An 11,955-nucleotide genomic window follows, 5' to 3' on the forward strand; every position below is an offset into this window, starting at 1 on the left:
TCAATAGATAACAGATATCCGTTGCGTTACTTCGTACTGGAGATCTGTTCCGACAATCAGTATTACTAATCTATAGCAGAAATCAGATACAAAAGTCTGTTACAGAGAGCTATAACAGATGCCAGTGCTAAAAATATGGGATGAGTTACCGAGTCAGTCAACAGAACTAATCGCCATACAGGACGTAATACAGACGTTGAGGACAGATAACCGTACCAGATATCTGTTACAGACATGTGTGACTTACGTCTGACACAGATTTATGGCATCGTGAGTGTATCCAAGGAATATGATAACGGCCGTGGTCTACTCCGAATCAGGCGGGACGTTCAAAACCACAATGACGGCCAACATTGCGGTCGCATTAGAGCGAATGGGTCAGAACACGCTCGTGTTCGATCTTGATCCACAAGAGGGAAATCTCACGAGCCTCTTCGATGTTGGCAAGCATCGAAGTGACCCAGATGCAGACAACCTCGTTAAGCACATCCTCGAGATGCCGGACGGCGACTTTCACGATCTGATTGAAACCTCGGCGGAAGGCGTCGACATTATACCGAGTCACGACATGCTCGGGGACTTCACGTCAAACCTGGAGCAAAAGATCTCGTATGAGACGGGGATGAAGAACATGAGTCGTGACGAGTATCCCCGATTCGAACTCCTGTACAAGTTACTCTGGGAGCGACAACAGCTCCACGAACAATATGACGCTATCCTTATCGACCCGAACGCGCGAGCGGAAGATCTGCTCTACAACGCCATTTACGCACTACGGACACTCGTCGCACCCGTCAAGCCAGCGGGCAAGGGGAACCTGAGCCTGGAGGGCCTCGACGAACTCGTCGGGAACATGGAGAGGCAACTGGATATCGAGATCGGACTCTCGTGTGTCGTTCCCTCGGGCGTCGGTCAAACTAACGCCCACCGACAATACCAGAAGCAGTTCGAAGATACAGAGGAGTTCGCCACACCAGTCACGATCGGCAACCGCGAAAGTCTCATGGACGCAATGTGGGAAGCCCGAGGGTCGGCGTTCAAGGTAGTCGAGGAGCGCTGGAAGACCTTCGAAAGAGACGGCGAGATGGTGAGTGACCCCGGTCAACGACGAGTGCGTGACAGGGAGATCGAAACGCTACGGACGCTGTACGAACTTGCCTGGTTCATCGCGACCGAAACGTTCGGGGTCGACGTCGATCCCGTGCTGGAACTCGAGATTCAGGACTACGAGAAGAAGATCATCGATCTACGGGAGGACACACCGGAGGTGACACCTGCATGAGTAACTTCAAATCTGGATCTGGCAATCTCGATTTCGGTAGTAGCGACACGAAGAAAGATGATGACACCGCCACCGCGGAAACCACGCAGACACACGTCGAGGGAGATGAAGACCCCGAACCAACGCCAGCGGACCAACCCACATCAGCCTCGCAAGACGGAGCATCATCTGATCTGGGGAGCATGTCCGATCAACCAGCATCGGACCGAGTATCAACTGAAGAGTCGACAGCGTCTGAATCTCCTGTCGAGCAGTATCCGTACTTCGTCCGACGGAGTAACGTCGGGGATGAGCGCGACACGCGTCTTGAGATCCACGTTCGAGACAAAGTCGCCAACCAAGAAGCCACGTTCCGAAATGAACTCGCCGAACAACTCGGAGCAAGCGAGGTTTCGAAAACGGATGCCCGTGAGTTCGCCCTTCTCGCTGCGTTTCATCACCCCGAGCGCGTTGCTGAATTGATGCGGGATGAGGGGTTCGGCGCCCTCGGTTGAAATCAAGGAGGCATCGACACTTCGTTTGACACTGGGGGGGTTGAGGGGGATGGCTCCGTTTGTGATCTCGCCTTACTCCATTGACATCCACCCACGACTGAAGCCGTGGGATTCCTCTCGTGGGGGTCTCAGTCGGTCTGAGACACTCCTAGAGCGACATTCCCACTCGGTGCGGTACTCTGGTTTGTGTATTCCTCGTTGGCCGTTGTCTCCACGATGGAGGACGGGCTATGGTGCTCCCGCCAACTGTGATTGTTCCACTTGAGGTACACGGGCCGTGCCATCGACCCTACCGTGTTGTTCTGCCGTCCCAGGAACGATTCGCTCGCTACGAGGTCAGCGTGCCCCTCGAAACCACACGGACACGTCAACGAGTCCTCGTGGCGAACGGTTGCGTCGCGTTCGCCGCACTCGGGGCACTCTTGACTCGTCCACGACTCGGATTCTTCTTCGACCGTGATGCCGTATTCCTCACACACGTCTTCGAGGCGGTTGATGAATCGGCGGTACGCCCAGAAATTGTGTGTTTTCTCGTTCACACGCGGCGACCAGTGCGTCGAGAGAACACCCTTAATGTCCCCGACATACAACGTTGAAACGCCCTCGTCGTACAGGCGTTCTACGAGGTCGCGGACGAGGTTGTCCTGGGCGTGGTCGCGTCGGTTCGTGCGCTTCCGGTACAGGCGGTCAATGCGCTTGCTGGACTTGCGCTGATTTTCGAGAAGCGACTGGTAGTACGCGATTTGTTCCGTGGTTTCACGGAACTCCTCGAACAAGTCACGCCCCTCGTACAGGAGTTGTTGGCCGGTCGTTATCGTGCAGGCGACGAGGTTGTTCGCGCCAACGTCCAGGGCGGCTTCTTCTGAAGCCAGTGGTGAGTCCAGTCGAGACGTGTCGATAGTGACTGGTTGGAAAGCCCTGAACGTGTCTGCGAGTCTGTCGTACACGATTTCGAGTCGGCCCTGCTCACCGCTCCACTTCGGGTCGCCCGCAATTTCAACACGAAGGCGTTGATTCTTCGATGGTGTACTGGTCGTTTCGGACGTAGGTGCGAAGCACTCGTCCGTCTTCCTCGTTGCCCCAGTATCCCGGTGGTGACGGTTTCTCATCGAGTTTCCCGGCGTGGTATTTCTCATTGCTGGAGAAGAACGACCGCCATGCAGACGAGTTCTTGCGGATGATTTGTTGGGCGACACTACTGCTGAGGACGCCCTTGTATTTGCCTTCGAGACGACCGGTGTCGGCATCCCAGACGCTATTGTCTTCGAGGAAGGCTTGGCGGCGAGCATAGCTCGTCTCGTTCCAGAGACTTGCAGAAGCGTCCAACCAGCGTTTGAACACCTCTTGCTCCTTCGTGGAGCGAGGGTGGACGTTGAACTGGTTGGTTCGCTTCATTAACCAATAGTACGAAATGTTGGTTTGTAAAGGTATGGATTGACGTTGGAGACTCGGGCTTGCTATCGCTCGTGGGTTGTGTCGTTGTTTGTCGGATTCATCCCACGACTTTAGTCGTAGGCTTTCTCCTCAACTTTCTGTAAGCGGCGGGACGGTGAAGACCACCGCTCAAGTCATCGATGGTGCGGTACTTGTGGCTGCGAAACTCCATAGCGGGCGCGAGGCAGACCTCAGAGATGTCCTCGCAGTTGCCGAAGAAATCGACCTTGATACCGTCACGCCCATCTTCTTCGGGGCGACCGAGGTGCTCTTCGAGATCAACTGAAACACGGACTTTCGATCTTAGAAAGCGAAGATCTCAAGCACGGATTCAGAAGCGATTTCGGTGTGTCGACAATATCTACGGAAACCGTCGCGTCTCTCCGACAATATCTGTCGGAGCAGGTAGAGCGACTGGGTTAACGTATTTGATACCTGATTCGCGTCACGGTACGTGGAACTCAGTTTTACCCATTCTCGAAATCTGTACTCCGTCGGAACGAGACGTCCACTGATTGCTTATAAAGGCGAGATCCGGGTCTCAGAATTCCTATTTACACATCGATGACGGGGGGTGAGTTCGACGAGTATTACACTCCGACGGTGGAGGGGAGAATCCAGGGAGGGTTACACATCGACGACGGGGCGTCAGACGTGCGGCTTACACATCGATGACGGGGGGCGTGAACCTGATAATTGGTTGGAAATGGCCTTGTTAAAACCCTTGAGCAGTGAGAGGTATCAACGGTCGTGCTGCATACAGGGCGCGAGTCGGTCAATAGAGACGAATGGGGACCAAACCTGTCGAGAGGTCAGGAATCGGACTCGCGGACGAGCCCCGGGGCAAGCGCGACGTAGTGAAGCGTCCAACAGTCCGACCACTTTGTGCCCACCTCGTGCCCGTACTCGCAGAGAATGTTCGGGCCATCCAGCCCATCGAGTCCACAGCACCCCGAGGTCCGTTCTCGCTTCTCGTGGAGCCAGATATTGATCACATCGGCGTTGTTCAATATGAACTGCCCAACGTGGTCCTTACGGGGTTCTCGTCCGACGTTGCCACGGTGTAACTACCCACCGGTAGATAGTCTTCGCCCGCATACTCCTCGAGCGACGTTACCCACGGGTTCACGAGTACGGACGAGTCGGTGAGTTTGCTGACTGACGCTGTCAAAGCCGCCTCACACTCACCGCACTTGAAGACGACCATTGGTTAGACGGTTGTAGAATACGCGTGGATATATCTTGAGCGGGGGTAGGCTCGGGTAAATCTACCGAACTCTGAACGACTCATACACCGAATCCAAGGCTGCTGAATACAGCCTCTGAGTCGGTCACGGCATTCCTAACAGGAAAAAGCAGCTCTAACTACCCGTGCTGAATGTATAACGCGAGTCGGTCACACTCTACAGTGAATGGATATTTGTATTCTACCCGCCAGAACATCGAAAAAGAACGCATGTCCGAAATCACCGTTCGCCCCAAAGGGTACGTCGAAGACTGCCCCGTCATCCGTCAGATCGGCGAGCGAGACCTGTATCTCGGGAACAAGCACGCGGCAGATTCCGGGCAGCACAACCAGTCGTTCAGGTACGTCGTTTCGGTCTCGACAGACGACTATCCATTGACGACACATCATCATCCGCTGGACGACGGACCGGGTAACGACTGGACGGCATTTGAACGGGCTGTTGATACGGCGCTTACGCTCTACCAGCAAGACGGCTCGGTTCTGGTTCATTGCAAAGCGGGCATTTCCCGAAGCAGTACGGTTATCGCGACGGTGCTTGCTGCTGAGGAATCCCGACAGCTCCACGATGCGCTCTCGATTGTCCTGCAAGCCCGGCCAAGCGCAACGCTCCATCCTGCCCTCCACGAGCTGGCAGTCGTGTACCTAGCTGCCCGAACCTAAGTCCAATCTGCTGAACTCATCCCCTATATCTCGCACGGCACCTGTGACAGGGGCTGGTGAGGTTTCTACGACCGTGCTGAATAGAGAGCGCGTATCGGCCACTGGCCATTCGCCTTTTGGTGAGGAATCGGATTGATAGATACAGACGAGCGTTACAACGCTCAGCAATAGTTACTCAAATGGTTTTACCCTACGGAGCATTCACGGATGTATTGATGCGCAAAACGGTCGTTCTCCCGAAGTGGCGTGAGTCTCCGTCTGAGACGCTTGACGAGCCCAACAGCGCGTATGCCACTATCACACATCACGATGGCTACAGGCGCGTCATGTTCTCTGGGGGAGTGAGTGTTGACGGTGATCTAGCTGAACAGGTAAGAACCGTCTTAGAGCGCCGTCAAGCGGCGCTCCATGATTTCGGAGGGAGCATGGACGATATCGTAATTACCCGGTACTACGTGCGTGAAGACCACCTCAACCGGACAACACAGGCTTCGATTCACGAGGCCCGCGACGAGTTTTTCGATCGACCACACTACCCAGCCAGCACGATGATCGGGACTGGATCACTGCTGGTCGAGGACGCACTCGTCGAAATCGAAATCGAGGCAGAAATCCCTGACGAGGATTGGGAGACAGACGTGCTGACAGAGGAAGATCCTTGACAGAAGGTACACTTACCTACCGACAGATTCGTCGCTACCAGCCTGAAGCGAACGATGATCGTCTGCTGCATACACGCTCTGAGTGTTGCACGCGGCTACTGGCAGTGACTGGAGAGGTCTCTGTGGGAGTGCTGCATACAGGGCGCGAGTCGGTCAGGAGACGGCGCTCTCACTCAATGCATCGGCTCGGGAACCACGACCGGTAAATCGATCCACGATTGACGACTACGACTCGGGGGACGCCCCGACCGCGTCAGAGATCGCCTGGAGGTCGGCCTTCCTGAACGTGGAGTCGTCCGCCGCCTCCAGCGACTCTGCGACGCCGACCTGCGCTCGGACGAGTCGGCGCATCCGCGTCGTCGACGGTCGCCTCGCCTCGTCGACGTCGACCTCGAGCGCCTCACAGATTGCCTGTAGCTCCTCCTTCGTGAACGACGCCTTGAACTCCCGTTCGAAGCGACCCGTCGCCGCTCGAATCGCGTTCCGCATCTCGTGGACGGTCGGACTCATGAGTCCCCACTCTCCTGTTGCCACCCTCAAGCTTCCTACTCGGTAGCACCGAGCAGTGCAGAAGATGCAGATCGGATGTGATCGCTGACCATTGTTGGACGTATCCTCTGTTGAACGTTCAGAGTGCCTTGTCGATGTTGTGCGTGAGATAGCCAACAACGAGTTCACGGAACTGCTTCCACCAGTGTCGTGAGCGGACGAATGCGCCATATTTCCGTTTAATGCGGGAGTTCACCGTCTCGTTCTTACTACGTTGTCCGTAGAGATCGGCGTCCAGTCGAGCGTTCCACGCCTTAAGAAGCGACGAAAACTCGCAGTGCTTGATGAGCGGTCGAACACCAGTCTCACGGGCTAACGCGCGAACCTTCTGGTCGTCATATCCCTTATCTCCCGGGAGAATCGCTACTTCCCCGGTATTCCGCTTGATGAGCGACGGCGCGATTTGCGAGTCGTGTTTTCGTGCCGTCGTCACGTGTACGTCGAGAATCGCGTTCGACCTCGTGTCTACGAGAAGTGTGACTTCAGCTGCTGAATCGTCAGCTTCGTTCGCTTGGTGGTGTTTCGAGGCGTGACTACGGTCGACCCCGGAAGCGTCGATCCCGACGACACCGTTGGTTGGGAAGAGTGTGACCGAGAGATTGAGCAGGACGCGCCAAACCGCCATATCGAGCCGATTGAACGCCTTACATAGCGTTGAGGGTGACGGGAGTTCGTCCAGATTGATGGCTCTCCGAATCCGAGGCATCTCGATGAGTTCGTCTAGAAGCGTCCGGTACGTCGTATTGTTCCGAACCTTGAGACAGAGCAAGACGATATGCTGGTGGAGCGTGTACCGTCGTTTCGAGAACTTCGAAGAGTAACGAGCGACAGCTCGGCGTGCCAAGTGCATCGCTTGCTCAATAAACCGGAGCAACCGCGAATTCGGGAGGACTGCCATCCGGTCAGACTACCGGACCAACCTGTAACTCTCTGAGGATTTAAACAGATCCGTCTATATATATGGTCCCAGAATGAGGGGTGATGATGCCTTCCATACGGCTGTCGTACCGACAGTCGAGATGACTGAACCGCTGACGACGACTGACGTCGACAATAGGGCAGCGACTGACTCCAAGCGGGCGATTTCGGCGCCTGATCTTGAATTTACCTATCATAACGGGACGACAGCTATTCGGAACGTGACCCTCGATATTCGAAAAGGTGAGTTTTTCGGACTCCTCGGCCCCAACGGAGCGGGGAAAACCACGCTAATCAAGCAACTCGTCACGCTCCTGAAGCCAACTGTGGGTCGTGTAACTGTCAACGGCTTCGACGCCGTGGAGCAGCCCGTCGCCGTGCACAACACTGTCGGGTATACCGCGCAGGACACTAGCGTCGATCTTGGACTCACTGCCAGAGAGAACCTCCAGTATGCCTGTAAGATGTACCGACTCGGCGGGATCGTCGTGGTCATCCTGATCGCCGAGTTGTTTAGTTTCGTCTTCGTCGCGTTCTCGAACATCGTTGGGCTCGTGACGCACTGCTCGGACGCGACCGCGCTCATAAGCAACTTCATTGCGCTCCCGTTGGTGTTTCTGAGCTCGTCATTCATACCGAGGTCGCTCCTTCCAGCGTGGATCCAGACCCTTAGCGCGTTCAACCCCGTGACCTACGGAGTGACTACAATCCGCACCCTCATGCTCGATGGATGGATGTGGACGACGATCGGGCCAGCCATCGTCGTGCTCGTCGTGTTCGATCTCGTACTCGGAGGATTAGCTGTCGTGTTGCTCCGCCGCGCCACAGATAGCGAGACTACGCCGAGCGTACGGGGACACCGATGACGACGAGAGCCACACAACACGTCGAGACGGTCGTGATCGGTGGGGGACAGGCCGGGCTGGCCATGGGCTACTACCTCGCACAACACGACCACTCATTCGTGATCCTTGACGCTGGGAGCCGCGTGGGCGACGCCTGGCGCGATCGCTGGGATTCACTCCGGCTGTTCATTCCGGCCGGGCTCAGCAGCTTGCCGGGAATGCCGTTCCCCGCTGGGAACGCCTACTTCCCCACCAAAGACGAGATGGCCGACTACTTGGAGTCGTACGCCGACCAGTTCGACTTGCCGGTACAGCTCGACACGAGAGTCGAGTCGCTCACTCGCAACGGCGATCGCTACGTGCTGGATGCCGACACGCAGCGCATCACGGCGGATCGTGTCGTGGTGGCGACCGGGCCGTATCACTACCCAAACATCCCCGGGTTCGCACCGAAACTTGCCCCGTCGATTACCCACCTTCACTCGAGCGAGTATCGGAATCCCGACCAGCTGCCTGAGGGGGACGTGCTCGTCGTCGGTGCTGGCAACTCGGGGGCCGAGATTGCCATCGAACTCGCCGTTGACCGGCGTGTTTGGCTCTCCGGGCCGGACACCGGACATCTCCCGAAATGGGATGCCGATGATCTCCCTCGCTGGTTGTTCTGGTTCGACGGACGTATCTTCAGGTGGCTGTTCAGCGACCTCCTGACTGTTGACACGTGGCTCGGTCGAAAGCTAAAAGCGCGCGGTCAAAAGGGGGGCGATCCGTTGATTCGTCTCACACCCGATGACCTCGAACAGGCAGGCGTCGAGCGGGTCCCCCGAGTTGAGGGGGTGGTAGACGGCGCTCCGCGTCTCGACGATGGGCGACGCCTCGACGTGGACACCGTAATCTGGGCGACTGGTTTCCGCCCGGACTTTAGCTGGATCGAGGTCCCAGGGCTGAGCTGTGAGGCTGACGGCTCCCCCATCCACGACCGAGGCGTAGTGGAAGATGAACCGGGCCTGTACTTCCTCGGCCTGCCCTTCCAGCGGTCACTCCTCTCGGCCACGCTCGTCGGTGTCGGTGCTGATGTGCGGTATCTCGCCGCCCGCATCCGAACGCGGGCCGACGCTGGCGAGACCGAATGATCCATCTCGTACGCCTCAGCGTCGGTCAAGCGTCGGCGTCGTCGATCATTCGCCGTCTTCCTCCTCGGACGGCTCGTAGGTGAGCACGACGACACCCGAGCCGACCGCCGCCGTGTCGACGAGCTTCATCGTCGTCGGTGCGGTCGCGCCCCTGAAGAGGCGCTTGCCGCTGCCTTGGACAACCGGGTGGACCAGCAGCCGATACTCGTCGACGAGGTCGTGCTGCATCAGCGTGTCCAGCAGCGCTCCACTCCCGACCATCAGGATGTCCTGTCCGGGCTGTCGTTTCAGCGCCGCGACTTCGTCGGTGACGTTCTCCGTAATCAGGCGTGCGTTCCACTCCATCTCGTCCGTAGCCAGCGTCGTCGATACGATGTGCTTGGGGACGCTGTTAATCCAGTCGGCGTACCCAACGTCGTCCGTCATGGAGGGCCAGACGGCGGCTAGGCCCTGGTAGGTCACGCGTCCCAGCAGCAGTGCGTCGAACTCGGTGATGTGGGCTTTCGAGTGGCGCACCAGTTCATCTGGGTCCTCCCAGAACTGCATCTGCCACTCCGATTGCTTGTCGAAGATCCCATCGAGGGTGACCTTGTTTTCGACGACGAGTCTCCGTCCGTTTGACTGCTCACGTGTGCTCTCGTCGGTCGTCCCGGTCTCACGCATCGGCTTCCTCCACGTCCGTTGCTGCCGGCTGGTAGGTGAGCGAGACGACGCCCGTGTCAAACGTCTTCGAATCGGCCAGATTCAGCGCCGTCCGTTTACCGCCTGTCTCGAAGAGACGCTTCCCGTCCCCGAGTACCAGGGGATGGACATTGAGCACGAGTTCGTCGAGGAGGCCGTAGTCCAGCAGTGACCGGACGAGCGTGCGGCTGCCGACGATCCCGATTCCCTCACCTTCTCGTTGCTTCAGCTCGGCTATTTCTTCTTCGACGTTCCCGGCGATGAGCGTCGAGTTGTTCCATTCGACGTCCTCTAGCGTCGTCGAAACGACGTACTTTGGTACGTTGTTGATGAACTTCGCGATCGGATTGTCGTCGGGTTGCGTGGGCCAGAAGGCGACAAGTTCCTCGTATGTGACTCGTCCCAACAGTAACGCATCCGACGACGACATTCCCGCCGCGTTCGCCTCGTCCAGCTTTGGGGTCGAGTAGGGTGGCGACCACTCCTCGGGCGATTCCATCACGCCGTCTATGGACACGGCTTCGGTTGCGACTAACTTCCGCATCGTTCAGACCTCCTCCTCTGTGGCCGGCTCGTAGGTGAGTACGACGACGCCCGAGCTGAACGCCTTCGTGTCGACGAGGTTCATCGTCGTCGGCTCGCTCGCGCCCTCGAAGAGGCGCTTGCCGCTGCCCTGGACGACAGGGTGGACCATGAGGCGGTACTCGTCGACGAGGTCGTGTTCCACGAGCGTGTCCACGAGTTCCCCGCTCCCGTTGACGAGGATGTCCTGTCCGTCCTTCCGCTTCAGCGCGGCGACCTCCTCGGCGACGTCACCGTCGATGATCGTGGAGTTGTTCCACTCGGCCTCTTCGAGGCTCGTCGAGACGACGTACTTTGGGAGGCTGTTCATCCAGTCGGCGAAGCCCGTCTCGTCCTCTCGATCGGGCCAGGCGTCCGCGAACGACTCGTAGGTCGTCCGGCCCAGCAAGAGCGCCCCCGCGTCGAACAGTTCGGCGTGCTTGTACTCCTGTTGTTCTTCACTGAAGAACTGGAAGGACCACTCCTCCGGCGCCTCCATGACCCCATCGAGGGTCAAGAACTCGGAGACGATCAGGGTTCGCTGTGATTCGGTGTGGATGTTGCTGTCGGTCATTCTTCGTATTCCTCTAGATGGTCTGCGAGCGCGTCGAACCGGTCCTCCCAGAAGACACGGTATCGGGTGAGCCAGCCGAACGCGGCCGAAAGCGGCGCGGCGTTCAGGTGGGCGCGGCGAACGCGACCGTCCTTCTCGATGTCTATCAAGCCGGCGTCCTCCAGCACATGGAGGTGCTTCGAGACGGCGGCGAGTGAGACGTCGTGCGGCTCGGCCAGTTCGCTGACGCTCTCGGGCTCGTCGGCCACCTGTTCGAGGATAGCCCGACGGATCGGGTGCGCCAGCGCCTGAAAGACCGCGTCGAGATCGAGATCGTCCGGTAGTCGTTCAACCATCCAGTTGAATGGATGCTGGACGAATACTTAACTCTTCAGTTAAACGTCTCCATTAGGCCGTCTGTCAGTTTTTCTTGGAGTTGGTAATGTCTCCTTCGCATTGATTTCTGCGGGGCTATCTTTCTGCGAGGAGAGAATTCCGCCGTTTACGGCGGGCGTGAACCCGATGTACACGTCTCAGACGTGCCACTCGTGCCACCGCATCGGTCGGCGGGAGTCGCAGGCAGAGTTCCGGTGTCCGCACGCCGACTGCCACGTTACGACGTTTCAGGCCGACATCAACGCTTCCGCGAATATCGCACGACGGGTTGACCCGTGGGGAGAGAGCGTCCCGCTTGACAAGGCGGAACGCGATGACTCGCCTCGGGATGGGAGCGGTAGTGACACCGCCACGACTCACCGTGAGAGAGCGAGACATCCTCGCAGATGACGCTCACGGCGTTCCAAGAGTCGGAACCCTCTGCCAGCGACGACTGACTGGTATCCCCCATGCAGGGGAAGCCTCGCCGTTTACGGCGAGGAGGATGTCACCGATGCAGACTAGATCGATAGATCGACTGCCGACATTACGTTTGGTAGCG

At 57.7% G+C, this 11,955-nt stretch carries 13 protein-coding genes and 3 pseudogenes; 8 read left to right on the top strand and 8 right to left on the bottom strand.

Annotated features, from left to right (window positions below; genetic code table 11):
- Window positions 1–289: 289 nt before the first annotated feature.
- Entirely contained in the window at window positions 290–1,282 is a 993-nt protein-coding gene (locus NKI68_RS00670) for a ParA family protein (RefSeq protein WP_254544767.1), read from the top strand.
- Window positions 1,279–1,776, top strand: coding sequence for a DUF7970 domain-containing protein (locus NKI68_RS00675; RefSeq protein WP_254544768.1), 498 nt, complete (start codon window positions 1,279–1,281; stop codon window positions 1,774–1,776). The genes NKI68_RS00670 and NKI68_RS00675 overlap by 4 nt, the downstream gene beginning before the upstream one ends.
- A gap of 128 nt (window positions 1,777–1,904) precedes the next feature.
- On the opposite strand, the pseudogene NKI68_RS00680 reads toward NKI68_RS00675, so the two are convergent.
- Window positions 1,905–3,171: pseudogene (locus NKI68_RS00680) on the bottom strand (RNA-guided endonuclease InsQ/TnpB family protein).
- A 130-nt stretch (window positions 3,172–3,301) separates the two neighbouring features.
- Between NKI68_RS00680 and NKI68_RS23705 the strand changes: the two are divergent.
- Window positions 3,302–3,633 (top strand): annotated as a pseudogene (locus NKI68_RS23705) (hypothetical protein); the annotation flags it as partial.
- A gap of 583 nt (window positions 3,634–4,216) precedes the next feature.
- Here NKI68_RS23705 and NKI68_RS00690 read toward each other — a convergent pair.
- A complete protein-coding gene (locus NKI68_RS00690) occupies window positions 4,217–4,417 on the bottom strand; it encodes a hypothetical protein (RefSeq protein WP_254544770.1) in 201 nt (66 codons plus the stop codon).
- Window positions 4,418–4,666: 249 nt separating this feature from the next.
- Between NKI68_RS00690 and NKI68_RS00695 the strand changes: the two genes are divergently transcribed.
- Complete coding sequence (locus tag NKI68_RS00695; protein WP_254544771.1) at window positions 4,667–5,119, top strand: protein-tyrosine phosphatase family protein; 453 nt, start codon at window positions 4,667–4,669, stop codon at window positions 5,117–5,119.
- Between the two features lie 215 nt (window positions 5,120–5,334).
- Entirely contained in the window at window positions 5,335–5,781 is a 447-nt protein-coding gene (locus NKI68_RS00700) for a RidA family protein (protein ID WP_254544772.1), read from the top strand.
- A gap of 225 nt (window positions 5,782–6,006) precedes the next feature.
- Here NKI68_RS00700 and NKI68_RS00705 read toward each other — a convergent pair whose 3' ends face one another.
- Window positions 6,007–6,291: a hypothetical protein gene (locus tag NKI68_RS00705; RefSeq protein WP_254544773.1), complete on the bottom strand. Its 285-nt coding sequence runs from the start codon at window positions 6,289–6,291 to the stop codon at window positions 6,007–6,009.
- A 118-nt stretch (window positions 6,292–6,409) separates the two neighbouring features.
- A complete protein-coding gene (locus NKI68_RS00710) occupies window positions 6,410–7,228 on the bottom strand; it encodes an IS5 family transposase (RefSeq protein ID WP_254544774.1) in 819 nt (272 codons plus the stop codon).
- A gap of 73 nt (window positions 7,229–7,301) precedes the next feature.
- Between NKI68_RS00710 and NKI68_RS23895 the strand changes: the two genes are divergently transcribed.
- The gene (locus tag NKI68_RS23895) at window positions 7,302–8,114 is read left to right on the top strand and encodes an ATP-binding cassette domain-containing protein (RefSeq protein ID WP_254544775.1); all 813 of its coding nucleotides are present in this window, start codon (window positions 7,302–7,304) and stop codon (window positions 8,112–8,114) included.
- On the top strand, window positions 8,111–9,223 hold the full coding sequence (locus NKI68_RS00720; RefSeq protein WP_254544776.1) for a flavin-containing monooxygenase: 1,113 nt from the start codon (window positions 8,111–8,113) through the stop codon (window positions 9,221–9,223). The genes NKI68_RS23895 and NKI68_RS00720 overlap by 4 nt, the downstream gene beginning before the upstream one ends.
- Window positions 9,224–9,268: 45 nt before the next feature.
- Here NKI68_RS00720 and NKI68_RS00725 read toward each other — a convergent pair whose 3' ends face one another.
- From NKI68_RS00725 to NKI68_RS00740, 4 genes are read right to left on the bottom strand one after another with little or no spacing between them, the layout of a single operon-like run.
- Window positions 9,269–9,886, bottom strand: a complete 618-nt coding sequence (locus NKI68_RS00725) for a dihydrofolate reductase family protein (protein ID WP_254544777.1) — start codon at window positions 9,884–9,886, stop codon at window positions 9,269–9,271.
- Window positions 9,879–10,448: a dihydrofolate reductase family protein gene (locus tag NKI68_RS00730; protein WP_254544778.1), complete on the bottom strand. Its 570-nt coding sequence runs from the start codon at window positions 10,446–10,448 to the stop codon at window positions 9,879–9,881. The genes NKI68_RS00725 and NKI68_RS00730 overlap by 8 nt, the downstream gene beginning before the upstream one ends.
- A gap of 3 nt (window positions 10,449–10,451) precedes the next feature.
- A complete protein-coding gene (locus NKI68_RS00735; RefSeq protein WP_254544779.1) occupies window positions 10,452–11,039 on the bottom strand; it encodes a dihydrofolate reductase family protein in 588 nt (195 codons plus the stop codon).
- Window positions 11,036–11,374 carry an ArsR/SmtB family transcription factor gene (locus NKI68_RS00740; RefSeq protein WP_254544780.1) on the bottom strand — a complete coding sequence of 113 codons (339 nt, stop codon included), beginning with the start codon at window positions 11,372–11,374 and terminating at the stop codon, window positions 11,036–11,038. Before NKI68_RS00740 ends, NKI68_RS00735 begins: the two co-directional genes overlap by 4 nt.
- 157 nt (window positions 11,375–11,531) lie before the next feature.
- On the opposite strand from NKI68_RS00740, the pseudogene NKI68_RS00745 reads away from it, so the two are divergent.
- Window positions 11,532–11,851, top strand: a pseudogene (locus NKI68_RS00745) (zinc ribbon domain-containing protein); the annotation flags it as partial.
- Window positions 11,852–11,955 lie beyond the last annotated feature (104 nt).

Source organism: Halomarina pelagica, assembly GCF_024228315.1.
Taxonomy (GTDB): domain Archaea; phylum Halobacteriota; class Halobacteria; order Halobacteriales; family Haloarculaceae; genus Halomarina; species Halomarina pelagica.

Excerpts from the sequence above, each read along its gene's own strand:
- NKI68_RS00720 (WP_254544776.1), top strand. The coding sequence starts at position 8,111 with ATGACGACGAGAGCCACACAACACGTCGAGACGGTCGTGATCGGTGGG.
- NKI68_RS00725 (WP_254544777.1), bottom strand. The coding sequence starts at position 9,886 with ATGCGTGAGACCGGGACGACCGACGAGAGCACACGTGAGCAGTCAAAC.
- NKI68_RS00695 (WP_254544771.1), top strand. The coding sequence starts at position 4,667 with ATGTCCGAAATCACCGTTCGCCCCAAAGGGTACGTCGAAGACTGCCCC.
- NKI68_RS00710 (WP_254544774.1), bottom strand. The coding sequence starts at position 7,228 with ATGGCAGTCCTCCCGAATTCGCGGTTGCTCCGGTTTATTGAGCAAGCG.
- NKI68_RS00705 (WP_254544773.1), bottom strand. The coding sequence starts at position 6,291 with ATGAGTCCGACCGTCCACGAGATGCGGAACGCGATTCGAGCGGCGACG.
- NKI68_RS00700 (WP_254544772.1), top strand. The coding sequence starts at position 5,335 with ATGCGCAAAACGGTCGTTCTCCCGAAGTGGCGTGAGTCTCCGTCTGAG.
- NKI68_RS00670 (WP_254544767.1), top strand. The coding sequence starts at position 290 with ATGATAACGGCCGTGGTCTACTCCGAATCAGGCGGGACGTTCAAAACC.
- NKI68_RS00690 (WP_254544770.1), bottom strand. The coding sequence starts at position 4,417 with ATGGTCGTCTTCAAGTGCGGTGAGTGTGAGGCGGCTTTGACAGCGTCA.
- NKI68_RS00740 (WP_254544780.1), bottom strand. The coding sequence starts at position 11,374 with ATGGTTGAACGACTACCGGACGATCTCGATCTCGACGCGGTCTTTCAG.
- NKI68_RS00735 (WP_254544779.1), bottom strand. The coding sequence starts at position 11,039 with ATGACCGACAGCAACATCCACACCGAATCACAGCGAACCCTGATCGTC.
- NKI68_RS23895 (WP_254544775.1), top strand. The coding sequence starts at position 7,302 with ATGAGGGGTGATGATGCCTTCCATACGGCTGTCGTACCGACAGTCGAG.
- NKI68_RS00675 (WP_254544768.1), top strand. The coding sequence starts at position 1,279 with ATGAGTAACTTCAAATCTGGATCTGGCAATCTCGATTTCGGTAGTAGC.
- NKI68_RS00730 (WP_254544778.1), bottom strand. The coding sequence starts at position 10,448 with ATGCGGAAGTTAGTCGCAACCGAAGCCGTGTCCATAGACGGCGTGATG.